Annotated in this window: 27 protein-coding genes; 7 read left to right on the forward strand and 20 right to left on the reverse strand. The window is 61.1% G+C overall.

Translation table 11 applies throughout. The features are described 5' to 3' along the window. Positions 1-11: 11 nt before the first annotated feature. The 19 genes from JLC71_RS05890 to gluQRS form a co-directional block, all read right to left on the reverse strand. On the reverse strand, positions 12-365 hold the full coding sequence (locus JLC71_RS05890) for a hypothetical protein (RefSeq protein WP_200917826.1): 354 nt from the start codon (positions 363-365) through the stop codon (positions 12-14). A gap of 19 nt (positions 366-384) precedes the next feature. Continuing rightward, positions 385-723 (reverse strand): nitrite reductase small subunit NirD, encoded by a 339-nt coding sequence (nirD, locus tag JLC71_RS05895; protein ID WP_236251002.1) that lies wholly within the window; start codon positions 721-723, stop codon positions 385-387. A 59-nt stretch (positions 724-782) separates the two neighbouring features. Further along, positions 783-3,209 carry a nitrite reductase large subunit NirB gene (nirB, locus tag JLC71_RS05900; RefSeq protein WP_200917827.1) on the reverse strand — a complete coding sequence of 809 codons (2,427 nt, stop codon included), beginning with the start codon at positions 3,207-3,209 and terminating at the stop codon, positions 783-785. A gap of 247 nt (positions 3,210-3,456) precedes the next feature. Next, on the reverse strand, positions 3,457-3,834 hold the full coding sequence (locus tag JLC71_RS16705) for a CstA-like transporter-associated (seleno)protein (RefSeq protein WP_200917828.1): 378 nt from the start codon (positions 3,832-3,834) through the stop codon (positions 3,457-3,459). Continuing rightward, a complete protein-coding gene (locus JLC71_RS05910; protein ID WP_200917829.1) occupies positions 3,827-5,899 on the reverse strand; it encodes a carbon starvation CstA family protein in 2,073 nt (690 codons plus the stop codon). The genes JLC71_RS16705 and JLC71_RS05910 overlap by 8 nt, the downstream gene beginning before the upstream one ends. Positions 5,900-6,033: 134 nt before the next feature. Beyond that, positions 6,034-6,360, reverse strand: coding sequence for a DMT family transporter (locus JLC71_RS05915; protein WP_255517398.1), 327 nt, complete (start codon positions 6,358-6,360; stop codon positions 6,034-6,036). Between the two features lie 110 nt (positions 6,361-6,470). After that, positions 6,471-7,649: an O-succinylhomoserine sulfhydrylase gene (locus JLC71_RS05920; RefSeq protein ID WP_200917830.1), complete on the reverse strand. Its 1,179-nt coding sequence runs from the start codon at positions 7,647-7,649 to the stop codon at positions 6,471-6,473. A gap of 107 nt (positions 7,650-7,756) precedes the next feature. Continuing rightward, positions 7,757-9,301: an amidophosphoribosyltransferase gene (gene purF / locus JLC71_RS05925; protein ID WP_200917831.1), complete on the reverse strand. Its 1,545-nt coding sequence runs from the start codon at positions 9,299-9,301 to the stop codon at positions 7,757-7,759. 36 nt (positions 9,302-9,337) lie between these two features. Then, complete coding sequence (locus JLC71_RS05930; protein ID WP_200917832.1) at positions 9,338-9,829, reverse strand: CvpA family protein; 492 nt, start codon at positions 9,827-9,829, stop codon at positions 9,338-9,340. A 9-nt stretch (positions 9,830-9,838) separates the two neighbouring features. Beyond that, positions 9,839-10,582, reverse strand: a complete 744-nt coding sequence (locus tag JLC71_RS05935; protein WP_200917833.1) for an SPOR domain-containing protein — start codon at positions 10,580-10,582, stop codon at positions 9,839-9,841. A gap of 2 nt (positions 10,583-10,584) precedes the next feature. Beyond that, positions 10,585-11,862, reverse strand: coding sequence for a bifunctional tetrahydrofolate synthase/dihydrofolate synthase (gene folC, locus JLC71_RS05940; protein WP_200917834.1), 1,278 nt, complete (start codon positions 11,860-11,862; stop codon positions 10,585-10,587). After that, positions 11,862-12,731, reverse strand: a complete 870-nt coding sequence (gene accD, locus JLC71_RS05945; protein ID WP_200917835.1) for an acetyl-CoA carboxylase, carboxyltransferase subunit beta — start codon at positions 12,729-12,731, stop codon at positions 11,862-11,864. Before accD ends, folC begins: the two co-directional genes overlap by 1 nt. 16 nt (positions 12,732-12,747) lie before the next feature. Next, entirely contained in the window at positions 12,748-13,551 is an 804-nt protein-coding gene (trpA, locus tag JLC71_RS05950; protein WP_200917836.1) for a tryptophan synthase subunit alpha, read from the reverse strand. Between the two features lie 50 nt (positions 13,552-13,601). After that, the gene (gene trpB, locus JLC71_RS05955; RefSeq protein WP_200917837.1) at positions 13,602-14,813 is read right to left on the reverse strand and encodes a tryptophan synthase subunit beta; all 1,212 of its coding nucleotides are present in this window, start codon (positions 14,811-14,813) and stop codon (positions 13,602-13,604) included. After that, positions 14,803-15,444 carry a phosphoribosylanthranilate isomerase gene (locus JLC71_RS05960; protein WP_200917838.1) on the reverse strand — a complete coding sequence of 214 codons (642 nt, stop codon included), beginning with the start codon at positions 15,442-15,444 and terminating at the stop codon, positions 14,803-14,805. The genes trpB and JLC71_RS05960 overlap by 11 nt, the downstream gene beginning before the upstream one ends. 15 nt (positions 15,445-15,459) lie before the next feature. Further along, a complete protein-coding gene (truA, locus tag JLC71_RS05965; RefSeq protein WP_200917839.1) occupies positions 15,460-16,302 on the reverse strand; it encodes a tRNA pseudouridine(38-40) synthase TruA in 843 nt (280 codons plus the stop codon). Next, a complete protein-coding gene (locus JLC71_RS05970; protein WP_200917840.1) occupies positions 16,242-16,868 on the reverse strand; it encodes a CbiQ family ECF transporter T component in 627 nt (208 codons plus the stop codon). Before JLC71_RS05970 ends, truA begins: the two co-directional genes overlap by 61 nt. A 6-nt stretch (positions 16,869-16,874) precedes the next feature. Further along, complete coding sequence (locus JLC71_RS05975; protein ID WP_200917841.1) at positions 16,875-19,409, reverse strand: motility hub landmark protein FimV; 2,535 nt, start codon at positions 19,407-19,409, stop codon at positions 16,875-16,877. 303 nt (positions 19,410-19,712) lie between these two features. Continuing rightward, the gene (gene gluQRS, locus JLC71_RS05980) at positions 19,713-20,624 is read right to left on the reverse strand and encodes a tRNA glutamyl-Q(34) synthetase GluQRS (RefSeq protein ID WP_200918280.1); all 912 of its coding nucleotides are present in this window, start codon (positions 20,622-20,624) and stop codon (positions 19,713-19,715) included. A 115-nt stretch (positions 20,625-20,739) separates the two neighbouring features. Between gluQRS and fdxA the strand changes: the two genes are divergently transcribed. The 5 genes from fdxA to rplI all read left to right on the forward strand — a co-directional run bounded on the left by fdxA (position 20,740) and on the right by rplI (position 22,552). After that, positions 20,740-21,063, forward strand: a complete 324-nt coding sequence (fdxA, locus tag JLC71_RS05985; RefSeq protein WP_200917842.1) for a ferredoxin FdxA — start codon at positions 20,740-20,742, stop codon at positions 21,061-21,063. Between the two features lie 110 nt (positions 21,064-21,173). Further along, positions 21,174-21,542: a 30S ribosomal protein S6 gene (rpsF, locus tag JLC71_RS05990; protein ID WP_200917843.1), complete on the forward strand. Its 369-nt coding sequence runs from the start codon at positions 21,174-21,176 to the stop codon at positions 21,540-21,542. Next, positions 21,543-21,848, forward strand: coding sequence for a primosomal replication protein N (priB, locus tag JLC71_RS05995; RefSeq protein WP_236251004.1), 306 nt, complete (start codon positions 21,543-21,545; stop codon positions 21,846-21,848). A gap of 9 nt (positions 21,849-21,857) precedes the next feature. Next, positions 21,858-22,085, forward strand: a complete 228-nt coding sequence (rpsR, locus tag JLC71_RS06000) for a 30S ribosomal protein S18 (protein ID WP_200917844.1) — start codon at positions 21,858-21,860, stop codon at positions 22,083-22,085. A 17-nt stretch (positions 22,086-22,102) separates the two neighbouring features. After that, positions 22,103-22,552: a 50S ribosomal protein L9 gene (gene rplI, locus JLC71_RS06005; protein ID WP_200917845.1), complete on the forward strand. Its 450-nt coding sequence runs from the start codon at positions 22,103-22,105 to the stop codon at positions 22,550-22,552. Positions 22,553-22,821: 269 nt separating this feature from the next. Here the strand turns inward: rplI and JLC71_RS06010 are convergent, their stop codons facing one another. Beyond that, complete coding sequence (locus tag JLC71_RS06010; protein WP_200917846.1) at positions 22,822-24,309, reverse strand: amino acid permease; 1,488 nt, start codon at positions 24,307-24,309, stop codon at positions 22,822-22,824. A gap of 198 nt (positions 24,310-24,507) precedes the next feature. On the opposite strand from JLC71_RS06010, the gene JLC71_RS06015 reads away from it, so the two are divergent. Then, on the forward strand, positions 24,508-24,990 hold the full coding sequence (locus JLC71_RS06015) for a MarR family winged helix-turn-helix transcriptional regulator (protein WP_200917847.1): 483 nt from the start codon (positions 24,508-24,510) through the stop codon (positions 24,988-24,990). After that, positions 24,987-26,525: an MFS transporter gene (locus JLC71_RS06020; RefSeq protein WP_200917848.1), complete on the forward strand. Its 1,539-nt coding sequence runs from the start codon at positions 24,987-24,989 to the stop codon at positions 26,523-26,525. Before JLC71_RS06015 ends, JLC71_RS06020 begins: the two co-directional genes overlap by 4 nt. The last annotated feature ends 61 nt before the right edge of the window (positions 26,526-26,586 follow it).

Raw genomic sequence — 26,586 nt, forward strand, 5'->3', positions numbered from 1 at the left:
GGCGGCTTTTCTTATCGGGGCAGCACGTTCAATCTGCATTTGAAGAACTTGCTGTTCAGGTACTCCGACAAGGCCTGATTTCCGTTATCGATCACCGTGCCATCCACATCGTAGCAACGCCAGATGAAGTGCTCGTTCAGGCGAATCGTCCCGTCGAGATCCGCACTGACCAGCCAGCGGGCAAACTGCTGGCCAGCATCCGAATCCGACCAAGCCTTCGACGCGCAAACTTCATCGGGCAGACCGTTCAGCACCACAGCCATCACGGCTTGATCGTGATTGCCGGCGGTTTGCCAGTCGGTCGCAACACTTGGGTAAACAGCTTGCGGGGTGGTGGTCGGGTCGATGAACAGTCGATATCCCATCTTGTTTTCTCCCAGTATCTCAGTCGACGGCCAGCCAGACCGTATCGTCGCGCAGTTCGACCTTGTGGCAAGGCGTGTGGCCTTCGTCCGGCGCCTGCGCCTGGCCGGTCTGCAGGCTGATCTTGAAATTGTGCAGCGGGCAGGCAACGGTGTCACCGTACACCAGCCCGTGCGACAGCGCGCCGCCCTTGTGCGGGCAGTGATCGTCGAGCGCGAACACGCGGTTGTCGAGAGTGCGGAACAGCGCGATATCGGTCTTGCCTTCGCGCTTGACCACGCGGGCGCCCTGCGCCGGGATCTCGTCGAGCTTGCAGATGGATTGCCAGTGATTCATATCAGCGCTCTTGTCGGTGCTCATGTCGGTTTTCCTTTTGCAGCCCGCCGCTCGCACGGCGGGCATCAATCAATATAGGTCGGTCAGACGGTCAGGTCGGTAAAGCGGGCGGCAGCGTCGGCGCCCAGCTGCGCCTGCCACGGGTCCGGCTCGCCGGCCAGCGCCAGCTGCAGTCGCGCCCACAGTGCCTTGCGGTTGGTGGCGTCGTCGAGCACCTTGGACTTGATGTAGTCGAGGCCGACGCGGCCCATGTAATGCACGGTGCGTTCGAGGTAGTACGCCTCTTCGCGATACAGCTGCAGCACCGCGCCCGAGTATTCGAGCACTTCTTCCTCGGTTTTCACCTTGGTGAAGAACTCGGCCACTTCGGTCTTGATGCCGCCGTTGCCGCCGACATAGATTTCCCAGCCCGAATCGACGGCGATGATGCCGACGTCCTTGATCCCGGCTTCGGCGCAGTTGCGCGGGCAACCGCTCACGGCGAGCTTGACCTTGTGCGGCGCCCACATCCGGTCGAAGGCTTTTTCCAGCGCGATGCCCATGCCGGTCGAATCCTGCGTGCCGAAGCGGCAGAACTGCTTGCCGACGCAGGTTTTCACCGTGCGCAGCCCCTTGGCGTAGCCCATGCCGCACGGCATGTCGAGCTCGCGCCACATCTGCGGCAAGTCCTCCTTCTTCACCCCGAGCAGGTCGAGCCGCTGGCCGCCGGTAACCTTGACCATCTTGACATTGAACTTGTCGGCCACGTCGGCGATCTTGCGCAGTTCGGCCGGGCTGGTCACCCCACCCCACATCCGCGGGATCACGCTGAAGGTGCTGTCCTTCTGCACGTTGGCGTGGACGCGCTCGTTGATCAGCCGCGCTTGCGGGTCGTCCTTGGCTTCACCGGGCCAGGTCGAGATCAGGTAGTAGTTCAGCGCCGGGCGGCAGCTCGGGCAGCCGTCCGGGGTTTTCCAGTGCAGCGCCTTCATCGTGTCGGCCAGCGTCACCAGATGCTGCTCGCGGATCGCTTCGCGCACTTCGCCATGGGTATGGTCGGTACAGCCGCACATCGGCTTGCGCTTCGGCGCATCCTGGAACGAGCTGCCGACGGTACTCATCAGCACCTGTTCGACCAGACCGGTACACGAGCCGCAAGACGCGCCGGCCTTGGTGTGTTTCTTCACGTCATCGACGGTAAACAGCCCCTGCTCCTTGATCGCCTTGACCAGCACGCCCTTGGTGACACCGTTGCAGCCGCAGATTTCGGCGTCGTCGGGCAGCGCGGCGGCGCGACTGGCGCCCGAGGTGCCGTGATCGCCCAGATCGCGCGGCGGGCCGAACAGCAACGCCGAACGCAGATCGGCGACATCACGCTCCTGCCGTAGCAACTGGAAGTACCACGCACCATCGCTGGTGTCGCCGTACAGGCAGGCGCCGACGAGCTTGTTGTCGCGCACGATCAGCCGCTTGTAGACGCCACCGGCCGGGTCCGAGAGCACGATCTCGTCGCAGCCCTCGCCGCCCATGAACTCGCCGGCACTGAACAGATCGATACCGGTGACCTTGAGCTTGGTCGACGTCGTGGTGCCGGTATAGCGCTGCTTGCCACAGCCGCCGAGCTGGTTGCCCAGCACCTTGGCCATTTCGAACAGCGGCGCCACCAGACCATAAGACACGCCACGGTGGTTCACGCATTCGCCAACGGCGTAGATGTGCTCGTCGCTGGTCGCGAGCCGGTCGTCAACGACAATGCCCTGTGCGGTTTCCAGCCCTGCTTCACTCGCCAGATCGGCATTCGGCACGATGCCGACGGCCATCACGACCAGATCGGCCGGAATGACTTCGCCGGTATCGAGCCGCACCCCGGCGACGTGGCCGTTCTCGCCAACCAGTTCCTGCGTCCTGGCACCGAGCTTGAATTTCAACCCCTGCTCGGCGAGCGATTGCTCCAGCAGCCGGCCGGCAGTGTCGTCGAGCTGACGATTCAACAGCCAGTCGCCAAGGTGAATCACCGTCACGTCCATGCCGCGCAGCTTCAGCCCGTGCGCGGCTTCCAGCCCGAGCAGGCCGCCGCCGATCACCACCGCGTGGCGGTGCAGCGCTGCGGCGACGATCATCTTCTCGGTGTCCTTGATGTCGCGGAAGCCGATCACGCCGTCCAGATCACTCCCCGGCACCGGCAGCATGAAGGGGCGCGAACCGGTCGCGATCAGCAGCTTGTCGTAGCCGATCGCCTCGCCGGCGGCGGTATGCACCTCGCGGCGTTCGCGGTCGATGCGGGTCGCGGCACAACCCTTGATCAAGCGGATACCGTTATCGCGGTACCAGTCCAGATCATTGAGGATGATGTCTTTGAGCTTCTGCTCGCCGGCGAGTACCGGCGAGAGCTGGATGCGGTTGTAGTTGCCCCAAGGCTCGTCACCGATCACGGTGATGTCATAGCGGTTTGCATCGTGCTTGAGGATTTCCTCCAGCGTGCGGATGCCCGCCATGCCGTTGCCGATCAGTACCAGTCGCTGCTTTTGCATTCATCACTCCTTGGCTGACACCGCCTTGTGCGCGCGGCGAGATGCGTTGCAGTAATGATCGCGAATTCAGGACATTTAGGACAGGTAAATACCGACGCCAAAAACTTGATTGAAATCAATGTCATCCAGACATATAGCCCATTCGGACTATCACTTTCTCAAGCGCCTAAGCCGACCGAACTAGACGGCGGCCCGCAAAAGAAAACGCCACCTTGCGGTGGCGTTTTGTCCTTCCAGACCGGTCAACTCAGCAGGGGCACTTTCCGCCGGCGGCCCGATCGGCGCTAGGGAAACGCGCCTCCAGGCAGTAGCGGTAAAAGTCCTCGCGGCTCATCGGTGTCGCATCCGGGTGCTGGCTGCGCATGTGGTCGACGTAATACTCGTAATCGTGCACGCCCACCATCAGCCGGCAGGTCTGCACCACCTTCTTCGCCGCATCTTTCAAGCCCGAGAGCCAATCCGAACCGAGGCTGTAGCGCTCGAACTCGGCCCGGCTCATCGGCGTACCGACGGCATGACGACGCTGGTGGTCGAGCAGGTAACGCTGGTAGTCGTCACCCTCGTCCACCGCCGGTGGCGGCACCGGCTCGCGCCGGCCGCCGGTCAGGAAAGAAAGATCAAGCATTGGCAGCGGCCTCGTCACCGCGAAGCTGAACTTCGGCCTCACGCACCGTCGGGTGACGTGCGCCCAGTGCGCGGCGGATATTGAAGAACGCGGCCACCAGCATCACCACCGCCACAATCATGAAGAAGCCGCACAAGGTGGCATTGATCTGATTGTTGAAGGCGATGCGCTGCATGTCCTCGATCGACTTGGCCGGCGCAATGACCGCGCCATTGGCCGCAGCGGCATTGAACTTGTCGGCGACGGCGAGGAAGCCGATCTTCGGATTGGTACTGAAAATCTTCTGCCAGCCTGCGGTCATCGAAGTCACGAACAGCCAGGCCGTCGGCACAATGGTGACCCAGGCGTAGCGTTCCTTCTTCATCTTGAACAGCACCACGGTACCGAGGATCAGCGCCATCGACGCCAGCATCTGGTTGCCGATACCGAACAGCGGCCACAGGGTATTGATGCCGCCGAGCGGATCAACCACGCCCTGGTAGACGAAGAAGCCCCAACCTGAAACCGCGATGGTGGTGCCGATCATATTGCCGAGCCAGCTGCGGCTCTTGCCCAGACTCGGGATCGCCACGCCGGCCAGATCCTGCACCATGAAGCGGCAAGCGCGGGTACCGGCATCCACGGCGGTAAGGATGAACAGCGCTTCGAACAGGATCGCGAAGTGGTACCAGAACGCCATCATTGCGCGGCTGTTGAAGATGTCGGTAATGATGTGCGCCATGCCGACGGCGAAGGTCGGCGCGCCACCGGCACGCGACAGGATCGACGTTTCACCCACATCCTTGGCGATCTGCGTGAGCATCTCCGGGGTGACCATGAAGCCCCAGCCATTGATCACGACCGATGCCGATTCGACGGTCTTGCCGATCACGGCGGCCGGCGAGTTCAGCGCGAAGTAAACGCCCGGATCGATCACCGAGGCGCAAATCAGCGCCATGATGGCGACGAACGACTCCATCAGCATCGCACCGTAGCCGATCATGCGGGTATGGCTTTCGCGCTCGACCAGCTTCGGCGTGGTACCCGATGCCACCAGCGCATGGAAGCCCGAGATCGAACCGCAGGCAATGGTGATGAACAGGAAGGGGAACAGGCTACCCGAGAACACCGGGCCGGAGCCGTCGATAAAGTTCGTCACGGCCGGCATTTTCAGATCCGGCGCGGCAAAGACAATACCGACCGCCAGACCGACGATGACGCCGATCTTGAGGAAGGTCGACAAATAATCGCGCGGCGCCAGCAGCAGCCACACCGGCAGTACCGAGGCAATGAAACCGTAGATCACCAGCGCCCAGACGAGCTGCGTGCCGTGCAAGGTGAACATCGGGCCCCAGACCGGGCTTTGGGCGATGTCTTCGCCGTAGACGATGGCCAGCATCATCAGCACGAAGCCGATCACCGAGATCTCGCCGATGCGGCCCGGGCGGATGTAGCGCATGTACACACCCATGAACAGCGCGATCGGGATCGTCGCCGCGATGGTGAACGTGCCCCATGGGCTGTCGGCTAAGGCCTTGACCACGATCAGCGCCAGCGCCGACAGGATGATGATCATCACACCGAGCGCGCCGAGCATGACGATCACACCGGCGAAGGGACCGAGCTCCTGCTTGGCCATTTCACCGAGCGAGCGACCGTCGCGGCGGGTCGAGATGAACAACACCAGGAAATCCTGCACCGCACCGGCGATCATCACGCCGATCAAGATCCACAGCGTGCCGGGCAGATAGCCCATTTGCGCAGCCAGAATCGGCCCGACCAGCGGGCCGGCGCCGGCAATGGCGGCAAAGTGGTGGCCAAACAGCACCCACTTGTTGGTCGGCACGTAATCAAGGCCGTCGTTACGACGCTCGGCCGGCGTCATCCGGCGATCGTCGAGCTCGAACACCTTGTTGGCGATAAAGGAACTGTAGAAGCGGTAAGCGATGCTGTAGCAGGCAACCGCCGCCACCACCATCCACACCGCGTTGACGTGCTCGCCCCGATTCAACGCCAGCATCCCAAAGGCGAATGCCCCTGCAATGGCGACGGCGAACCAGATCAGCTTTGATTTAAGCGTACTCATCCTGTCTCCGAGTCATGAAAGTCATCACCGCGCGCACGCGGAGATGTAGTCATTTATATGAAACTACAACAGGCAGGATGATCGCCGCCGGAGCGGCGACATGACATAAGTATCTTCCCTAGGTGGAAGCACGACTACGCTAGTTTCAAACCGACAATCCCGGTAAGGATCAGCAATACCGAGGCGATGCGCAACACGCCCAGCGGCTCATGAAACCAGACGACACCGAACAAGACGGTGCCGAGTGTACCAATGCCGACCCATATGGCGTAGGCAGTACCCAGCGGCAAGTGCTTCACCGCGTAAGCGAGCAAGCCCATGCTCACCGCCAGCGTCAGCACGAAGACGAGCGACGGCAACGGCCGGGTAAAGCCGTGCGAGGCCTTGAGCGCCAGCGCCCAGGCCACTTCGAACAGACCGGCAAATACGAGGGAAATCCAGGGAATGAGGGAGGGAGACATGGCCGTTTCCTTTACAAAGGTCAGGGCCGTCCCCGGATGATGCAGGCAGTGTCGGGCCGTCCCGGCACAGAAACGTACCCGGCGTGACCGGGTACGGACAACAGCTTAAATCAGTTCAGCCCGAGCGCCAAATCGGCGGTCAGATCGTCGATATGTTCCAGCCCCACTGAAATACGGATCAGCCCTTCCCGAATGCCTGCGGCGGCACGCGCTTCCGGCGTCAGCCGACCGTGCGTGGTCGATGCCGGATGGGTGATCGTCGAGCGCACGTCGCCGAGGTTGGCGGTCCGGCTCATCAGCTGCACCGCATCCACCACTTTCCAGGCCGCATCCTTGCCACCCTTGAGCTCGAACGACACCACGCCACCGCCACCGCCCTTCTGCTGGCGCATCGCCAGCGCATGTTGCGGGTGGCTGGCCAGCCCCGGGTAGTAAACACGTTCGACTGCCGGCTGCGCCTCCAGCCAGGTCGCCAGCTTGAGCGCATTGTCGCAATGGGCGCGAATGCGCAGCGGTAGCGTTTCCATACCCTTGAGCAACACCCAGGCATTGAACGCCGACAAAGTCGGCCCAGACGTCCGCAGGAACAGGTAAACCGGTTCGACCACCTCGGATTTGCCGACCACCGCGCCACCCAGCACGCGCCCTTGGCCATCGAGGTATTTGGTCGCCGAATGAATGACGATATCCGCCCCCAGCGCCAGCGGTTGCTGCAAAATCGGCGAGCAGAAACAATTGTCGACCGCCAGCAGCGCGCCATGAGCGTGGGCGATCTCGGCGATCGCGCCGATGTCGGACACATCGGTCAGCGGATTCGACGGCGTTTCCAGAAAGAACAGCTTGGTATTCGGGCGAACCAGCGCCGCCCAGTCAGCCGGATCGGTCGGCTTGGCGTAGCTGACTTCGACGCCGAACTTGCTCATGTAATTGTTGAAGAACTGGATCGTCGAACCGAACAAACCGGCCGAGGCCAGAATATGATCACCCGACTTCAGGTGCGCCATGCACAGCCCGAGGATCGCGCTCATGCCCGACGCGGTGGCCACCGCCCGCTCGGCGACCTCGAGCGCGGCAAGGCGATCTTCAAAGGCGGTCACGGTCGGATTGGTGAAGCGCGAATAGGTATAGCCGGGAATCTGTCCGCCGAACTTGAGCGCGGCGTCTTCGGCGCTGTCGACCACAAAGCTCGACGTCAGGAACAAGGCGTCGGAATGCTCGCCGAATTCGGTACGGTGCGTGCCGGCGCGCACGGCCAGCGTGTCGGGATGAAAATCGTTGCGGTCTGTCATGTCCGGCTTCCTCTGGAATTATTTTCGATCCGTCGTTCAAAAAGCCAAGGGCCGGAGAATGATCTTCCGGCCCTTGTTATGCATATCGCGTCTTTGACCTGACGTTATTAGATCAAATTCTGCTCGGCGACGCCAATATTGAGATCGAGCACGCGGCTATCCGGATCGCCCTCCTTGCCCTTGGTCGACAGCGGCGAGATGCGCTTGGCTTCCAGTGCATCCAGATAGGCATCGGTGATGTCACCGGTAATGTAATGGCCATCGAAACACGAGGTCTCGAACTCGGTGATCGCACCGCCGCTGGCATCGGTACACGCCTGGATCAGCGCGGACAAATCCTGATAAATCACCGCATCGGCACCGATTTCCTCGGCGATCTGCTCGTGCGTGCGACCGGTCGCGATCAGCTCGGCACGCGTCGGCATATCAATGCCGTACACATGCGGATACATGACCGGCGGCGCCGCCGAAGCCAGATAAACCTTCTTGGCACCGACATCGCGAACCATCTGGACGATTTCCTTGGACGTGGTGCCGCGAACAATCGAATCATCGACCAGCAGCACGTTCTTGCCGCGGAATTCGGCGGCGATCGGATTGAGCTTCTGTCGTACCGATTTCTTGCGACTCGCCTGCCCCGGCATGATGAAGGTCCGGCCGATATAGCGGTTCTTCATGAAGCCTTCGCGGTATGGCAGCTTCAGCGTGTTCGCCAGCTCAAGCGCGGCATCGCGGCTGGTATCCGGAATCGGAATCACCACGTCGATCTCCAGCGCCGGCACCTGACTGCGGATTTTCGCTGCCAGCTGCTCGCCCATTTTCAGGCGGGATTCATGCACCGAGATCCCGTCGATCACACTGTCGGGACGGGCGAAATACACGTGCTCGAAAATACACGGAATGAGTTTTGGATCCGGGTGGCATTGGCGGCTGTGGAATTCGCCGTCAAAGCTGACGTAAATCGCCTCGCCCGGAACGATGTCGCGCCAGAACTTGAAACCCATGGTATCGAGCACAACCGACTCACTGGCAACCAGATACTCGGTGCCTTCCGGTGTTTCATGCCGGCCGAGCGACAGCGGACGAATGCCGTGCGGATCGCGAAACGCGACCAGGCCAAAGCCCGCGATCAGCGCAACCACCGCATAGGCGCCGCGAACACGGCGGTGCACCGCCTCGATCGCGTCGAAAACGATTTTCGGCGTCAGGATCGGCCCTTGGGTGCGGCGGCTGATTTCATGCGCCAGCACATTGAGCAGGGCTTCGGAGTCGGAGTTGGTGTTGATGTGCCGCAGATCCGTGCGGTACATGTCCTCCTTCAGCTCCTTGTCGTTGGTCAGATTGCCGTTATGCGCCAGCACCATACCGAATGGGCTATTCACATAAAAAGGCTGCGACTCGGCCAGGCTCGACGCCGAGCCGGCGGTCGGATAACGCACATGACCAATGCCGGCATTGCCGAGCAGAGAACGCATATTGCGGGTGCGAAACACATCGCGCACCAGACCCTGGCCCTTGTGCATGTGGAACACATGCCCTTCGGCCGTCACGATGCCGGCGGCATCCTGACCACGGTGCTGCAGAACCAGCAAACCGTCGTACAACAACTGATTCACCGGGGTTTTGGCGACGACGCCCACGATGCCACACATAGATGAACCTCGATTACTTGCTTGCTAAAAGCCTTCTCAGTCGAAGGAGACCCGCCCGGCCAACGCTTCCGGCAGCCACGGCAGGCTCATTCGAGCCGCTTGTTCGAACAGCGGACTGAACATCGCATTGCGCCACAAATCGGTCTTGGGCAAACCGGTCAAACCGGCAGCCAAAACCAGCAGGACGACAAATAAACTACCGCGAACCAAACCAAAGAACACGCCCAGCAAGCGATCAACCGGCTTGAGCCCGGTCGCCTTGATGAACTGGTTCAGCGTGATCCGCACAATCGCAGTCAACAGCCACGCGGCACAAAAAACCACCACCAGCGCGGCCAGATAACGCAGACCTTCGTTCGGCAGGGCCGCGGGCATGAATACCGAGATAGCGGCAGCATAGTTCAATGCAAGCCATGCGGACACGACCCAACCGGCCAGCGCCAAGACTTCCTGCGTCAAACCGCGCATCACCGACAGCAGGATCGATAAACCGAGAATGGCGAGTACTGCGTAATCGAAGCCCGTCACCGCGTACTCTTACTTGCTGACCAGTCGGGCCGATACGCCAAGCGCATCGAGCTTCTGCTGCCACGCCCGGGCTTTACCCTGATCGGCCGGCCCCACACGTACGCGAGTCAGCGCACCCTTATCGGTATTCACCGTTTCGCTGTAGGCCGGAACGCCCGCCTCTTTCAATTTGGCGACCATCTCGGACGCTTTGGCTTTGTCGGCGTAGGCGCCGAGTTGCAGATAATACTGCCGTGGGGCATCGGCCTTGCCGTTGCCATCATCAAGCCCTTCCAGAATTCGCGCGGGATCCTTGGCCGGGGTTGGCTTCGCGACGGGATGCTCGGCAACAGGCTTGGCTTCTTTGAGCGGCGTCGGCTTGACCGTCGGTTTCGGTGCGGGAGTCGGTGTGGGGTGGCGTTCGAGCTGCGGATTAACCAGCTTGCCGGGTAGCAAGGCAGCGTTATCCTGCTCGATCAGCGGCGTCGATTCGGTTTGCGCTGGCATGGCAATCGGCGCGGGCATCGGCTCCGACGTGGCATCGGCAAGCGCAAGCGGGGCGCTAGCCGCAGCGGCGACCGTCGACGCCGACGGTGCGCTGGCAATAATTTCAACTGACGTAGCACCCTGGCTCAGCGCCGCAGGCGGTTCACCGTCCATCACGGTCCACAGTACGAGCAGCGAGAACAAAACCAGGGCAATCGCCCCGACCAGTCGCCGACGTGCGCGTTTACGCAGTTGCAGAAGTTCTTCGCTAATGTTTTCGCGAGCCATACTCAACGCCCACGCGCAGCCAGAACTTCAGCCACGGTGTAGAAGGAGCCAAAGGCGAGGATTCTATCATTATCCCCAGCCTGCCGTACGGCGCCCTGCCAAGCCGCCGCGATCGAATCATAACGCGTTAGCGTGGCCTGAGGCGCCGCCGTCGCGATTACATCGGCCAGCACATCGGCAGTCGCCGCGCGCGGCAATTGCGGCGCGGCCAGATGCCAGTGGTCGATCCTGTCTTTCAACAAGGCCACAACACCGGCAATGTCCTTGTCCGCCATCATGCCGAATACGGCGTGCCGATTGGCAGCGAAACCCATCTGATCAAGTGCCGACGCCAATGCCTTGGCCGCATGCGGATTATGCGCGACATCCAGCACCACTTGCGGGCGTCCCGGCAATACCTGGCAACGTCCCGGCCATTCAACCTCAAGCAAGCCGCGTTTGACCTGGCCGATAGACACCGGCAAACGCTCGCGCAGGGTGTCGAGCATCGCAATCGCCAACGCCGCATTGCCAAGCTGATAGGCACCGCGCAGCGCCGGCAAGGGCAAAGCGTAGCGGCGCTGCTCCGAGGTCCAGCACATCCACTGATTACCTTCGGCCTCGCGCTGATAGCCGAAATCGCGGCCGAGCAATTGCAGCGGCGCGCCAACCGCCGCGGCGTGATCGATCAGCCGTTGCGGCGGGTTCGGATCGGCACAGAACGCCGGGCGATCCCGCCGGAAAATCCCGGCCTTCTCGAAGCCGATAGCCTCTCGATCGCTACCCAGATAGGCCTCATGATCCAGATCGATGCTGACGACACCGGCCACATCGGCGTCGAAAATATTCACCGCATCAAGCCGGCCACCCAGGCCCACTTCGAGCACCGCGATATCGACACCGGCGGCCATAAAGCAATGCATCGCCGCCAGCGTGCCGAACTCGAAATACGTCAACGAAATATCGCCGCGCGCGGCTTCGATCGCCCGGAATGCGGCGACAATGGCTTCATCTGCCACCGGCGCCAAATCAATCGCGATGCGCTCGTTGTAATGCAGCAGATGCGGCGAGGTGAACGTGCCGACGCGATAGCCGGCCGCGCTCAGCGTGGTCGACAGGAAAGCACAAACCGAGCCTTTGCCATTGGTACCGCCGACCGTCATCAGTGGAAACGCCGGCAGCATGCCCATTGCAGCACGCACCGCCTCGACACGGGCCAAACCCATGTCGATTTCCGTGTGATGCAAGCCTTCCAGGTGCGTCAACCAGGCGTCGAGCGTGTCGGCGTCAAACCGGGACATCAGGCACTCACCGCCGGTTGCTTTTGCAGCAAGGTCAGCAACTGCACCAGCTGCTGGCGCATTTCGCGGCGGTCAACGATACGGTCGATCGCGCCTTTCTCAAGCAGAAATTCCGAGCGCTGGAAGCCTTCGGGCAACGTTTCGCGCACGGTTTGCTCGATCACGCGCGGGCCGGCGAAACCGATCAGCGCACCCGGTTCGGCGATCACAACGTCGCCCAGGAAGGCGAACGAAGCCGATACGCCACCCATGGTCGGATCGACCAGGATCGAAATAAACGGCAGGCGCTGATCGGCCAGCTTGGTGAGGATGGCCGAGGTCTTGGCCATCTGCATCAGCGAATTCAGGCCTTCCTGCATCCGCGCGCCACCGGAAGCGGCAATACAGATGAACGGCAGGTTGTTTTCGAGCGCAGTCTTCACGCCGCGCACGAAACGCTCGCCGACGACCGAACCCATCGAACCGTTGACGAAACCGTATTCGAACACCGCCAGCACCACCGGCACGGTCTGCATGGCACCTTGCACCACGATCAGCGCCTCATCCTCGTCCGAACTCTTTCGGAAGCCATCAAGCTGCTCGCTATAGCGCTTGTTGGCCTTGAACTTGAGGATGTCGACGGGCTGCACTTCGGCGCCGATCTCGAAACGCCCTTCGGCGTCGAGCAGCAGATCGATGCGGCGACGCGCCGAGACCCGGTTGTGGTAGCTGCACTTGGGGCAAACGTCGAGGTTATTCTCGAGGTCGGTACGGTACAGCACTGCACCGCAAGCCGAGCACTTGTGCCACAGCCCTTCCGGGACGGCAGACTTGGTGCCGGGCTCACGGCTCTTGATCTTCGGAGGCAGGAGTTTCTGCAACCAACTCATCGTGTATCTCCTTGTTTCAGCGGCGCGCAGTATCCATCGCAGCGCGGACGCTGGCAAGGAATTCCGTCAATCGGTCCGCCAGCCCGGCCTCGCCGGCCTCGACTTCCTGCACCAGCCGCGAACCAATCACCACTGCATCGGCCACTGCGGCAACGGCACGCGCCGACTCGGCATCGCGAATACCAAAGCCGACACCAATCGGCACGGACAGATGCGCCCGCAGTTCGGCCAGCTTGGCTGCAACATTCGCCACATCCAGCGTGGCCGCGCCGGTCACGCCCTTGAGCGAAACATAGTAGACATAGCCACTGGCCAAACGCTCAACCGCCTGAACACGGCTGACAGGCGTCGTCGGTGCCAACAGGAAAATCTGGTCGATCCCGTATTGCTTGAAGACAGCAACGCATGCTTCGGCCTCTTCGGGCGGCAAATCGACCGTGAGCACGCCATCCACCCCGGCGGCGACCGCAGCCTTGGCAAACGGCTCGTAACCCATCGCCTCGACCGGGTTGGCATAGCCCATCAACACCACCGGCGTCGTAGCGTCGGTCTTACGGAACTCGGCCACCATGCCAAGCACATCGCGCAAGCGGACGCCGTGTACCAGCGCACGCTCGGAAGCACGCTGAATCACCGGGCCGTCGGCCATCGGATCGGAAAACGGCACGCCGAGTTCGATCACGTCGGCACCGCCCTGCACCAGCGCGTGCATCAGTTCAACGGTGATACCGGGGCGCGGATCGCCGGCGGTGATGAAAGGGATCAACGCCTGACGGCCATCGGCCTTGAGCGCCTCGAAGGTCTTCTGGATTCGGGACATGGTTTCGCTATCTAAAAGGGTTGCGGGCACCGACCGGCGCCCGCTTGATGTCAGAGCTGGATGCCTTCGCGCTTGGCGATGGTCGGAATATCCTTGTCGCCGCGACCGGACAGGTTGACGAGCAACACCTGATCCTTGGCCATCGTCGGCGCGATCTTGATCGCATGCGCCAGCGCATGACTCGATTCGAGCGCCGGAATGATGCCCTCGTAACGGCACAGGTCGTGGAAAGCCTTCAGCGCTTCGTCGTCGTTGATCGCCACATACTCCGCGCGACCGATGTCCTTCAGGTGGCTGTGCTCAGGGCCGACGCCCGGGTAGTCGAGACCGGCGGACACCGAATGCGTCTCGACGATCTGGCCATCCTCGTCCTGCATCAAATAGGAGCGCTGACCGTGCAGCACGCCGATCTTGGCTTCGGACGTCAGCGGCGCGGCATGGCGACCCGTTTCGACCCCATCGCCACCGGCTTCAACGCCGATCAGGCGCACGCCCGGCACGTCGACATAAGGATGGAAAATACCGATGGCGTTCGAGCCACCGCCGACGCAGGCAATCACCGCGTCGGGCTGACGGCCGATCATCTCGGGCATCTGTACCTTGGCCTCTTCGCCGATCACGCATTGGAAGTCGCGCACCAGCGTCGGATAAGGATGCGGGCCGGCACAGGTGCCGATGATGTAGTAGGTGGAATCCACATTGGTGACCCAGTCACGCATGGCCTCGTTCATCGCGTCTTTCAGTGTTTTGCTGCCCGACGACACCGGCACGACCGTCGCGCCCAGCAGCTTCATCCGGTACACGTTCGGCGACTGGCGCGCGACATCTTCGGCACCCATGTAGACCACACACTCAAGACCGTAACGCGCCGCCACGGTCGCGGTGGCGACGCCATGCTGGCCAGCACCGGTTTCGGCGATCACGCGCTTCTTGCCCATGCGGCGGGCCAGCAAGGCCTGGCCGATCGTGTTGTTCACCTTGTGCGCGCCGGTGTGATTCAGGTCTTCGCGCTTCAGATAGATTTGTGCGCCGCCGAGCTGCTCGGACAGGCGCTTGGCATGGTAAATCGGGCTCGGACGACCGACGTAATGCTTGAGTTCGTAATGGTATTCGGCCATGAATGCCGGATCGGCAATGGCCTTCTCGTATTCGACGCGCAACTCGTCAAGCGCCGGCATCAGCGTTTCGGCAACGAAAATACCGCCATGCTGGCCGAAATGGCCCAGTGCGTCGGGTTGGTTGTAGCGAAGCTTATCGTTCATCAGTCGTCTCGGTTGCAGCCAGATGTACCGCCCGGATAAAGGCGGCCACCTTGGCCAGATCTTTTACGCCCTTGGTACTTTCAACCCCGCTGGATACGTCCAGCGCCCAGGGGCGAACCTGTTTCACCGCCTGCGCCGCATTGCCCGGATGCAGGCCGCCGGAAAGGATCAGTGGCAGCGGCAAATCACGCGGCACTATCGCCCAGTCGAACGCCTCACCCGTGCCCCCGGGCACGCCGGGAACGTAGGCATCCACGAGCAAGCCACGCGCGTCGTCATAGCGCTCAGCGTATTCTACCAAATCCGTATTAGGTTTTACCCTGAGTGCCTTGATATAGGGACGACCGAATTGCCGGCAGTAGTCCGGCGACTCGTCACCGTGGAACTGCAGCAGATCCAGCGGCACCTGCTTGAGTACATCACGAACGAAGGCCGGATCGGCATCGACGAACAGGCCGACACTACTCACGAACGCCGGCAAGGCGGCGGTTATAGCCGCAGCGGACTTGGCCGAAACGCAGCGCGGGCTGGGTGCGTAGAACACCAGTCCGATGGCATCGGCCCCCAACCTGGCGGTTGCAACGGCGGTTTCAACATCGCGCAAGCCGCAGATTTTGATGCGTGGCATCATCGATTCATCACTCACTCAGATCAACCCGTGTCGCTCGGAAGGCTCGGTATCAAGGCCGAATTCGGCCGGGTAGCTGACGCCGGTCAGATAAAGGCCATCCGGCATGAAGGTCGGCGGCGCAACCGTACGATTGCGCGCAGCCACCAGCGAAGTAATCCACTCTGGCTTCTCGCTCCCCTTGGCCACGCACAGCAAAGCCCCCATCAGATTGCGCACCATGTGGTGCAAGAAGGCATCGGCGGAAAAATCGACCATCAACAGATTGCCCTGCTGACTCAACTCAAGCCGGTGCAATGTTTTGACCGGGGTTTTGGCCTGACACTCCGCCGCGCGGAAACTGGAAAAATCATGCGTCCCGAGCAGCAAGGCGGCCGCCTGCGTGAACGCATCCAGATCCAGTGGCTGGTGCACCCAACCGACCCGGCCCGCCCACAAGGCAGGACGAACCGGATGACTCAGCAACAGGTAGCGATAATGCCGCGCATAGGCGGAAAAACGCGAATGAAAGGTATCGGGTACCACCTTGGCCCACAGCACGACCACGCCGGGCGGCAAAAAGCTGTTTACCCCACGCACCCAGGCCGTCAATGGGCGCTGGACCTCGGTATCGAAATGCACCACCTGTCGGCAGGCATGCACGCCAGCGTCGGTGCGCCCGGCCGCAAAGATTCGCACCGGATGCCCCGCCATGCGCGACACGGCCTGCGCCAGCGCAGCCTGTACCGTTGGCATCTGTGGCTGGACTTGCCAGCCGGAAAAACCACGACCATCGTACTCAAGCGCCAATGCGTAACGGCTCAATACCCTGCTCCCATCAAAATCAAGCCGATCGCACCCAGCAATACAGCACAACACCATCGCTGCCCACCCACAAAGGGCAACGAGGACAAACGGATCGGCGCCGGCGCTTCCTCACCGGCACCGTCGAGCCAGGCACGCCAGGCATCGCGTGCAGGGCGCGGCGCGGCGAGTAGCGCTTCGGCAAAATCCATCGTCAGCGCCAAACGCAGCGCACAACGCTGACGCGACAACCCGAACAGTGCCAGCGGTGCGGCCAGCGTGTAAAGCCCGCCAAACAGCCGATCACGCCCCAAAATGGCCATCAGCAACTGCAAACTGGCCAGCATGCCCATCAGCCGCAAGGCCTGCAGCGCGCCCAGAAGCAAGCCTTCCTCACTCGGCGCCCAACTCTGCGCCATGACGTGCATACCCGGCGTACTCCAGCCGTACACCACCACGAGCGCGAACAGCAAAAAGCGCAGCCGCTTGAGCGTACGCCACCAGCGACGGCGATCGCCGTACAGCGCAAGCAATATCAACAGCGAGACCGAAACGACAAGTGGCGTGGGCTGCAATACATGCAGCCAGCACGCCACCAACAGCCAGCACAAGATCCAATTGGCCGGATGCAACCGCGACAACATCAACAATCAGAGCTCGGCAAGCAGACGCTGCGCCTCCTGCTTGTGGTGCTCGCCACCTTCGCCCAGCGCCTCTTGCAGGATTTCGCGCGCGCCTTCGGTATCGCCCATATCCAGATAGGCCCTGGCCAGATCAATTTTGGTCTGCACCGGGTCATTCTCGGCAAGGTCGACATCCTCCGCCTCGATATCACCCAGATTCAGATCCAGGGCGGAAAGATCGACCTCAGGGACCGCCGCGTTCAGCGTCGACGCGATCGCCGGCTCGCTAAAATCGAAATCAAAGCCCAGACCGTCGTCGTCGCTCTCCAGCTCGGCCACCGGCAAGGGTTCGCTCTCCGCCGCCGATTCGACCGCCGAAGACGTGATGCCAGGCAAGTCAAGATCAAGCGGAAAATCGAGCTCGTGATCGGCATCAAGATCCAGCTCAACCGGGATGGTCGGCGCATTCAGGAATGACTCGACCTCGGGCGTTGCCGCAGCCGGTTCATCCAGCGCATCAGCGGACACCCCCAGATCGAAATCAAGGTCGTCCAATGCCGAATCGAGCGAACCCATCGCCTCGGATGGCGCAAACGCATCAGCAGCCTGCGCAGCATCGGCTGGCTCGACCAATTCGGCCGACTCGAACGATGCAACATCCGGCAGCGGCGCATCGGCACTCAGATCCAGATCGAGGTCATCGATCACGCTCGCGCCCGCCGCCGCAACCACCCCGGCCACAGCCAACGGCGCGGTGACGCCAGCTTGCTGACGCGGCTGATACAGCGGATTCGCCGCATCGAGATTGCGCCCCATGTACGCAGCCTGCTCCCACACCGGACCCTGCCCATTGAGCTGGGCAAAGAGCGACGAAGCCACATCCTCAAACGCCGCCTTGTCCTTGCGTGCTGCATAAATTTCCAGGAGCTTCAGGCGAATCTCGTTGCGACTGCCGTCTTTGGCCAGCGCATCGCGGAGGATTTCCTCGGCCTGGGCATCCCGCCCGTAGGCCATGTACACCTCGGCCTCGGCGACCGGATCGACCTCATCGGTATCGATAGTGCCCAGCCCTTGACGACTGAAGTCGGTCAAGAAGGAGTTTTCAGTCGGCTGGGTGCTGATGACCGCACCACCACTGCCACCGATCACGGTATTGGGCTTGAGATCGCCAGCGGTGAGGAAGCTGTCTTCAAACCGCGCCGGCTTGCGGCGGCGCGCCCAGAACAAGCCCCCGGCTCCGAGCAGCACCGCGGCCAAACCACCGCCAATGGCCAGTGGATTGTCGAGCAGCGAGGCGAAGAACGACGGTTCTTCCACCGGCGCAGCCACAACCACCGGCTTGCGTTTTTTGGCGACCGGGCTCGCCTCGGCCACGGCCGATGCCGCAACGGGCGCCGCGACCACCTCGGACGCCACCACCGCCGGAACCGAAGCCTCTACGGCCGGCACTGCGGCAGCCACCGGTGCGGAAGCGGCTTGCGACACACCTGCCAGCCCCTTGAGCGCCAGCGCTTTCTCCATGTCCTTGACGTTCTTTTGCAGTTCGGCAACGCGCTGGTTCGCCTCTTCAAGCGATTTCTGCCGTGCCAGCGCCTCGTCCTGCAACGCCTTCAACTGTACGTCGCCAGCCTGCCCCCCCTTGGAGAGCTTGAGCACATCTTTACTGGCATCACCTTGCGCCAGGCCCTTGTCGTCGACCTTGGCGGTGATCTTGCCCGAGGCGGCGCCAGCACCGGCGTCCGCCGCCTGCTGCTTGCCGACGGCATTAGCCACCTGACTACGGTAGTTCTTCCAGCCCTCGCCCTGCAGGCGAATTTCCTTGGCGGCTTCGTCGCGACTCACCGAGGCGATGGCCTCACGATCAGGAATGCGCAAAATCTTGCCGCGCTTGAGCCGGTTCATATTGCCATCGAAGGCTGACGGATTGGCACGGTACAGACTGACCAGCACCTGTTCGTAACTCACGCCATCCGGCTGCACCTTTCGCGTCACCGATGACAAGGTATCGCCGCTACGCACGGTGTAGGCATCGCCTGCGGCCTTTTCGGCCGGTGCATCTTGCGGTGCAGCCGTGGCGGCAACCTTGGCCGGCGCGGCCTGTCTTGGCTGCTTGATCGCAACCGGTGCCGCACTGGTAGACCCGGAGGTTTTGCCGACAACACGCCCCGGCAGCTCGGCCGAGCGGGCCGGCGCACTGCCGTAGCCCACCGGATCAATCAGTGCCGAGTATTCACGCTGAATGCGGCCCGATGCCCAGTTGAGTTCAACCAGCAAGCCAAGGAAAGGCTCGCTCACGGCCTGACTGGAGGTCACCAGTACATAATACTGACCGTTAGCACGCTTATCGATATTGAAGCGCAAGCCCAACGACGACGGCGGATAGGGCACTTGTGCATTGGCATAGCCTTCTGGCGATGCAAGGCTGACCGCCAGCGAATCGGCTTCACCCGCCTGCACCGAGGTCAAATCGATTTCAGCGCGAAAGGGCTGACCCAGACCGGAAATGACATTCAATTTACCAAGCCCGGCAGCATGGGTCACCCAAGGCGATGCAAGCATCATTGCCAATACACATGCTTTGAGTTTCGATTGGATTTGCACGTTGTCCCCCAGGGCTCTTGATCATCAGCCGACGTGTGCTGAGTGCTTTATTTATTCAAATATTGGAACGCAACATATCACCACGTTCAACGGCCATGCAAGGAAGCCTCCCGGGCACCAAGCAATCCGTTGCGGATTCACCATTGGCGCGGCTTTCAGGCTAATTAAGCGATCGTTAAAATCACTATTTCAAGATACCAAATAGAGGCCTGCATTAGTCATCGCAACGCAACATTAATTGCAAATCAAGTAAGCATCAAAGCATCAGAACCCGGTATCAACGCCCTGCATTGTGATCGACTTCACCCCGGCCAGCGCGTCGATACGCCAATGCGACCTGGCCCACTGCCACACCTCGGCAAGCGAAGCGCGATTTAGGTCTTGGGGTGGCAACTGACGCAGCAGCGCCAAGGCCGCCACAAGGCTGTGGACAGCCAGCCCGGCCTGCAGGGGCGCCGCCAGCGTCTGCTTGCTCAATTTCTCGCCCTGCGCATTGACCAACACCGGGATATGCGCATAAGCCGGCCGAAGATAGCCAAGCCTTTGCTGCAAATAGCATTGCCGCGGCGTCGAGTCGAGCAGATCGGCGCCGCGCACCACATGGGTAATCCCCTGCGCCGCGTCATCCACAACCACTGCCAACTGGTACGCCACCAAGCCGTCGGCGCGAAGCAGCGCGAAATCGCCCACCTCCCGCACCAGATCCTGCCGACGCCAACCCTGCACCGCATCCTCAAAATCCACCACCGCCTCACCCACCCGCAGGCGCCAGGCGCGCGCCATACGCCCCCCCGCCAAACCGGTGCGACAGGTACCCGGATACACCGGACCATCGATCCCGGCATGCGCGATTGCGGCGATTTCCTTACGAGTACAGGCACAGCCATACAGCCAGCCAGTCGACTTCAAGCGCTCGATTTCAGCCAGATAGAGATCGCCACGTTCGCTCTGATAGCGCACCGGGCCATCCCACTCGAAACCATAGGCATCGAGTATCTGCAAAATCCGATCAGCGGCACCCGGGACGATGCGCGGCGGATCGAGATCCTCGATTCGCAACAACCATTCTCCGCCGGCAACGCGCGCCTCGAGATAGCTCGCCACCGCCGCCAGCAAGGAACCCAGATGCAAATCACCGGTTGGACTGGGCGCGAATCGACCACGGTAAACCGGCAGAGTTAGTGCGCTGGGTTCTTTATAAATAGCCACGTCGTCACTCGACCCCGAAGGGGCTTTGGTAAGATTCCGGTATTCTGACGACCGTCTCGCCCCAAGAAAAGGATCAAACACAATGACCTACGTTGTTACCGACGCCTGTGTGAAGTGCAAATACACCGACTGCGTTGATGTCTGCCCGGTGGATTGCTTCCGTGAAGGCCCGAATTTCCTGGTAATCGACCCCGATGAGTGCATCGATTGCACCCTGTGTGTCGCCGAATGCCCGGTCGAGGCCATCTACGCCGAAGATGATGTCCCCGCCGAGATGCAAGACTACATCGCACTGAACGCCGAGCTTTCCCAAGCGTGGCCGGCCATCGTCGAAAAGAAAGACCCGCTGCCGGATCACGACACCTGGGCCGCTGTCGTCGGCAAGCTCGACCAGCTCGAACGCTAATACCAGCATCGCATCGGCTTGAACAGGCGAGGCCAAATGGCTATAATCGCCTGTTACCCCTTGCCTGACCGACGTCGCTGACGGCAGGCTTTAACCCAAAAGGAGAACACATGCGACACTATGAAATCGTATTTATCGTGCACCCGGACCAAAGCGAGCAAGTGCCCGCAATGGTCGAGCGCTATAAGGCACTGATCAGCACCGGCAACGGTACGGTTCATCGCCTGGAAGACTGGGGCCGCCGTCAACTGGCTTACCCGATCCAGAAAATCCACAAGGCACATTACGTGCTGATGAACGTCGAAATCGGCCAGGAAACCCTGGACGAACTCGAACACGCGTTCAAGTTCAACGATGCTGTGCTGCGCCACCTCATCATCAAGGCAGATCACGCTGTAACCGAAGCGTCGCCGATGATGAAGGAAGAGAAGTCGAAGTCGCTGACCGCTCCTGCACAAGAAGGCCAGGCTGCCGCCTAAGTGCCCGATCGCAACAAGACGGTTCTGGGTGGAACCCTGATCGAATTGCCTCCGTTGCGCTACACCCCTGCCGGCATTCCGGTTCAACACTGTGTCATCAGTCATGAATCCAGCCAGCAGGAGAACGGCATACCACGCCAGGTCATTATGGAAGTGGAAGCCGTGGCAGTAGGCACGGTCGGTCTGGCGATGAATAAAATCGCCAATGGCCAGCAACTCAAGGTTCGCGGTTTTTTTGCCGCAACCAGTCAGCGACAACGCCGGCGTCTTGTTCTGCACATCAACGAATTTGAATTGCTGAATTGAGGAATTAACATGTCCCGTCATCTGTTTAAGCGGAAAAAATTCTGCCGCTTCACCACCGAAGGCATCAAGCATATCGACTACAAAGATATCGCTATCCTGAAGGATTTCATTGCTGAAAACGGCAAGATCATCCCGGCCCGCATTACCGGCACCAAAGCCAAGTACCAGCGTCAACTGTCGACCGCCATCAAGCGCGCTCGCCTGCTGTCCCTGCTGCCATTCACCGATCTGCACTAATCCGAGGAGACCCTGACATGCAAATCATTCTGCTCGAAAAAGTCGCAAATCTCGGTGGCCTCGGTGACGTGGTCAAGGTCAAGGACGGTTACGCACGTAACTTCCTGATCCCGCAAGGCAAAGCCAAGCGCGCCAATGACGCCAACCTGGCCGAATTCGAAGCACGCCGCGCTGAACTCGAAGCACGTCAAGCCGAAATCCTGGTTGACGCACAAGCACGTGCCGCCCAACTGGAAGGCGCCGTTGTCACCATCGGCCAAAAGGCCGGTGTTGATGGCCGTCTGTTCGGTTCGGTCACCACCGCCGACATCGCCGATGCGTTCACCAGCAATGGTATCGCGGTGAAGAAGGCTGAAGTTCGCCTGCCGCAAGGCCCGTTCAAGGCCATCGGCGAATACGACATCGCCCTCGCTCTGCACCACGACGTGGTTGTTGAAGTGAAGGTGGTCGTGGTTGGCGAGCAATAAGCTCACCAGGCACTCGCCATTAAAAAAGGCACCTTCGGGTGCCTTTTTTACGTCCGTTGCTTTTGGTCTCGCTCGCAGTCAGACCGAAACCAGCCCAGGCCACATCCCGCTTGTGCCTTGCATGCCAAGCCCCCTCCCGCGATCATCGTCCCGGCGTAACGAAAACCACCGGAGCGCACCACTCGCATCATGGCGCAGAGCCAGCGAACGGGGAATGCATGCCCGCAAAAAAGCCGACCCAGAGGTCGGCTTTTTATAGCCATCAACAATCAGCGACGATCGGCCGATGATTCATGCGGGAAATCCATTTCCGCATACGGCACGATGCGACTCTTGTTACGAATCCGGTAAACCAACCAGATCACCAGGAACAAGGGGATGCCGATATACGTCGCCACCACGCCTACCCAGTCAATCCGGTCGAGCATGAAGGCCTGATAATTCTGCCCCAGCATGATCACCATGCAGAGCCCGAAGGCGAACATCGGCCCGAAGGGGAAAAACTTCGAGCGGTAAGGCAAGTCTTCCAGCGAGTGCCCTTGCGCCACGTAGCCCTTGCGAAAGCGATAGTGACTGATCGCAATCCCCAGCCAAGCGATAAAGCCGGTCATGCCCGAGGTATTCAGCAGCCACATATAGACTTCCTTGTCGCCATAGAGCGAGGTCAGAAAGCACAAGCCGCCCACTGCGGTGGTTGCATAGAGCGCGTTTTGCGGCACACCGTTCTTCGATAGCTTGGCAAACAGCTTCGGCGCCTTGCCCTCGGTGGCAAGGTTGTAGAGCATCCGCGTCGATGCATACATGCCGGAGTTACCGGCTGACAGCACCGCAGTCAGGATCACCGCATTCATTACCCCGGCAGCGAAGGCCAGACCTGCGTGCTGGAATACCAGCGTGAACGGTGACACGCCGATATCGGCGACATCATTTTTCAGCAGGCTCGGATCGGTGTACGGAATCAGCACGCCGATCAGGAAGATTGCCAGCACATAGAACAGCAGAATGCGCCAGAACACCTGCTTGACCGCGCGCGGGATATTGCGCCGCGGGTTCTCGGATTCGCCAGCGGCAACCCCGATCAGCTCGGTCCCCTGAAACGAGAAGCCGGCGATCATCGCCACGCCGAGCATGGCCGGAAAGCCCCCCACGAAGGGCGCATCACCGATCGTGAAGTTACCAAAGCTTTGCTGCGCACCGCCCTTGAGGATGCCGAAGATCATCGCCAGCCCCACGCCGATAAACACCACCACAGTCACGACCTTGATCAGCGCGAACCAGTACTCCGCCTCGCCAAAGCCCTTCACCGAGATGTAGTTGAGCAGGAACATGATGCCGAGGAAGATCACACTCCAGTAAATCCCGGGTATATCCGGGAACCAGTAATGCATGACCAGTTGCGCGGCAGCCAGCTCGACGGCGATGGTTACCGCCCAGTTGTACCAGTAGTTCCAGCCAAGCGCGAAGCCGAAACCCTCATCGACATACTTGGCGCCGTAAGTCGAAAACGAGCCCGATACCGGCATGTAGGCTGCCAGTTCACCCAGGCTGGTCATCACGAAATAGACCATCAGGCCGATGAGCACATAGGCGGCGATGGCGCCGCCGGGGCCAGCCTGCGAGACGGTAGCGCCCGATGCGACGAAAAGGCCCGTACCAATCGAACCGCCAATGGCGATCATGGTCAGATGGCGAGCCTTGAGGCTACGCCGCAGCGCGGGTGCGCTTTCCTCGCCGGAGTGAGTTTGATGTTCTTGCATGGGAGGTTATCTATAGAAGTTGAAGGTGCCCACCAACGCGCAGGCCCATTGACCATCAGTAAAGCGAACCCTTCAGAGTAACAAACTGGCCGCATCGACGAAACGGCGGTTTTCCACAATCCGCCCGTCGGACAAGCCGAATCGCCTCAATATAATTTCATATGATATTATATCAATCAAAACCAAAGGAATGCCTCAGTGGAATTTGAAGCCCGCATCGAGCGCATCTGCGCCGCCAATCCGGACGCACCACGCGATGCCATCATCGCTTCGCGCCGGCTGTTCCGTGCCGCCCACCTGCTCGAACGGCGCGTCAACGCCGCCCTGGCGCAGTTCAAGCTGGAAATGCGCGAATACCTTGCGCTGACGCTACTGGCGAGCAACATCGACGACCCGATGAGCCCGACCGAACTGAGCGTGACGCTCGACGCCAGCCGCACCCAGATCACCCGCCTGCTCGACGTACTGGAAAAGCGCGGACTGCTGGAACGCACGCCATCGGCATCCGACCGCCGCGGGCTGGAACTCAACCTGACCGAAGCGGGCCGCAGCCTGCAGCAACAGGCCGTGCCCGAGGTCTACGCCGCCTACGAAGCCTGCTGGCAGCTCGTCGAGCCCGCGATGCGGCCAATGTTGCTGGTCACGCTCGGCCGCATTGACGAGGGACTCTCGCAAGCATGAGTTTGCGACTGCATGCCCGCTATCGGGCAAGCAAGAAACGCTTACTGATGGCGCTCCTGGGGCTGATCACCGGCGTCGAGTTTCTTGAAAACCTGATGTTCGTTTTCGCCGCCAGCCACATCATGGGCGGCATTGGCGCCGCGCCGCGCGAATTCGCCCAGGCGCAAGCCGCCTACGCCATCGGCAGCCTGCTGATGATCGTCAAACAGCAATGGTCGGTGCGCCAGTTCGGTTATCGGCGCTATCTGTGCACCGCACTCGCCCTGTTCATCATCGGCACCATCGGCTGCTCGCAGAGCGGCACGCTCAACGAACTGACTTTGTTCCGCCTCGTTCAGGGCCTCGGCGGCGGCGCCTTCTTCACCAGCTCGCGCGTGCTGATTCCGCTGATGTTCAAGGGCAGCGAACGCGCGCTGGCGGTGAAATACTTCATGTACGGCATTTTCAGCGCCTCGATGATCGCACCACTGCTGGCCGCAACCCTGGTCGAGAGCGGCAGCTGGCATCTGGTTTTTTACGGCGCACTGCCGCCGGCGTTGCTGGCACTGCTTGGCGCCTGGTTTTTACTCCCCGACGCCGAGCCACCGCGCGAACGCGAACCACTGGCCATTGGCGGACTACTACTCTTTGGCGCGGCGGTACTGTGTCTGCAACTGATGCTGAGCGATACCCGCTACGACATCTTTGCCCACCCCTACCGGCTGGCCTTGCTGGCCGGCGGCGGCGGACTGCTGCTGCTCGGCTTTCTGCGGCATCAGTGGCGCCATCCCCAGCCGATCCTGCACCTGCGGGCACTGGTCAGTCCGGTTTATCTGACCGGGCTGGGGCTGTACTTCCTGTATTACTCGATCAAAAACTTCCGCGGCTATCTGTTCCCGATTTATGCCGAGCGTGGTCTGGGCATCCCGCTGATTGCGGTAGGCTGGCTCGATAGTTTTGCCGGCGCCGCGACCTTTGTCGCGGTGTATTTCTATATCAGATACAGCCGCAAACTCACGCTCAAGAAGCCGTTGATGCTCGCCGGCACGCTGATCATGGCCGGCGCGTGCTGGTGGTATTCGATCCTGCCGGCGGGGGTCGACACGCACTGGCTGATGTATGGCCTTGCGTTCCAGGGCCTGTTCTCGGTGATGGTCGTACTGCCGGTGGCCGGGCTGACGTATAGCGAACTGGGCGACGAATACTTTGGCCACGGCTATCAGGGCAAGAATCTGATGCGCCAGCTCGCCACATCAATCTCCAGCGCCTTCGCCGCCGTGATGCTGCAGGACAGGCAATTCGAGGTGCAGCACAACCTGGCGGCGACGGTCCACGCCGGCAATCCGCAAATCGATCACTGGCTCGCGACAATCGCCGGGGTTTTCAGTCAGAACGGCTACAACGCCGAGCAGGCCATGACTGGCGCCAGAATCGAGCTGGGCCGCATGGTCGCGCAGCAGGCGCAATTGCTGGCCTGCCAGGATCTGTACCGTTACCTTGCCGCATTCGCCGTAGTAACCGGACTCATCATTGCCATACAGCGCAGACTGCGCTGAACACCGGCCATCTGCCCCGCCCGACGCACTGCTTGGCGCAGACCTCAGCCGGCCTATTCTA

The sequence above is a fragment of the Jeongeupia sp. HS-3 genome, assembly GCF_015140455.1.
In the GTDB taxonomy this organism is placed as follows: domain Bacteria; phylum Pseudomonadota; class Gammaproteobacteria; order Burkholderiales; family Chitinibacteraceae; genus Jeongeupia.

Excerpts from the sequence above, each read along its gene's own strand:
- JLC71_RS05890 (WP_200917826.1), bottom strand. The coding sequence starts at position 365 with ATGGGATATCGACTGTTCATCGACCCGACCACCACCCCGCAAGCTGTT.
- nirD (WP_236251002.1), bottom strand. The coding sequence starts at position 723 with ATGAGCACCGACAAGAGCGCTGATATGAATCACTGGCAATCCATCTGC.
- nirB (WP_200917827.1), bottom strand. The coding sequence starts at position 3,209 with ATGCAAAAGCAGCGACTGGTACTGATCGGCAACGGCATGGCGGGCATC.
- JLC71_RS16705 (WP_200917828.1), bottom strand. The coding sequence starts at position 3,834 with ATGCTTGATCTTTCTTTCCTGACCGGCGGCCGGCGCGAGCCGGTGCCG.
- JLC71_RS05910 (WP_200917829.1), bottom strand. The coding sequence starts at position 5,899 with ATGAGTACGCTTAAATCAAAGCTGATCTGGTTCGCCGTCGCCATTGCA.
- JLC71_RS05915 (WP_255517398.1), bottom strand. The coding sequence starts at position 6,360 with ATGTCTCCCTCCCTCATTCCCTGGATTTCCCTCGTATTTGCCGGTCTG.
- JLC71_RS05920 (WP_200917830.1), bottom strand. The coding sequence starts at position 7,649 with ATGACAGACCGCAACGATTTTCATCCCGACACGCTGGCCGTGCGCGCC.
- purF (WP_200917831.1), bottom strand. The coding sequence starts at position 9,301 with ATGTGTGGCATCGTGGGCGTCGTCGCCAAAACCCCGGTGAATCAGTTG.
- JLC71_RS05935 (WP_200917833.1), bottom strand. The coding sequence starts at position 10,582 with ATGGCTCGCGAAAACATTAGCGAAGAACTTCTGCAACTGCGTAAACGC.
- folC (WP_200917834.1), bottom strand. The coding sequence starts at position 11,862 with ATGTCCCGGTTTGACGCCGACACGCTCGACGCCTGGTTGACGCACCTG.
- accD (WP_200917835.1), bottom strand. The coding sequence starts at position 12,731 with ATGAGTTGGTTGCAGAAACTCCTGCCTCCGAAGATCAAGAGCCGTGAG.
- trpA (WP_200917836.1), bottom strand. The coding sequence starts at position 13,551 with ATGTCCCGAATCCAGAAGACCTTCGAGGCGCTCAAGGCCGATGGCCGT.
- trpB (WP_200917837.1), bottom strand. The coding sequence starts at position 14,813 with ATGAACGATAAGCTTCGCTACAACCAACCCGACGCACTGGGCCATTTC.
- JLC71_RS05960 (WP_200917838.1), bottom strand. The coding sequence starts at position 15,444 with ATGATGCCACGCATCAAAATCTGCGGCTTGCGCGATGTTGAAACCGCC.
- truA (WP_200917839.1), bottom strand. The coding sequence starts at position 16,302 with ATGGTGTTGTGCTGTATTGCTGGGTGCGATCGGCTTGATTTTGATGGG.
- JLC71_RS05970 (WP_200917840.1), bottom strand. The coding sequence starts at position 16,868 with ATGTTGTCGCGGTTGCATCCGGCCAATTGGATCTTGTGCTGGCTGTTG.
- JLC71_RS05975 (WP_200917841.1), bottom strand. The coding sequence starts at position 19,409 with ATGATGCTTGCATCGCCTTGGGTGACCCATGCTGCCGGGCTTGGTAAA.
- fdxA (WP_200917842.1), top strand. The coding sequence starts at position 20,740 with ATGACCTACGTTGTTACCGACGCCTGTGTGAAGTGCAAATACACCGAC.
- rpsF (WP_200917843.1), top strand. The coding sequence starts at position 21,174 with ATGCGACACTATGAAATCGTATTTATCGTGCACCCGGACCAAAGCGAG.
- rpsR (WP_200917844.1), top strand. The coding sequence starts at position 21,858 with ATGTCCCGTCATCTGTTTAAGCGGAAAAAATTCTGCCGCTTCACCACC.
- rplI (WP_200917845.1), top strand. The coding sequence starts at position 22,103 with ATGCAAATCATTCTGCTCGAAAAAGTCGCAAATCTCGGTGGCCTCGGT.
- JLC71_RS06010 (WP_200917846.1), bottom strand. The coding sequence starts at position 24,309 with ATGCAAGAACATCAAACTCACTCCGGCGAGGAAAGCGCACCCGCGCTG.
- JLC71_RS06020 (WP_200917848.1), top strand. The coding sequence starts at position 24,987 with ATGAGTTTGCGACTGCATGCCCGCTATCGGGCAAGCAAGAAACGCTTA.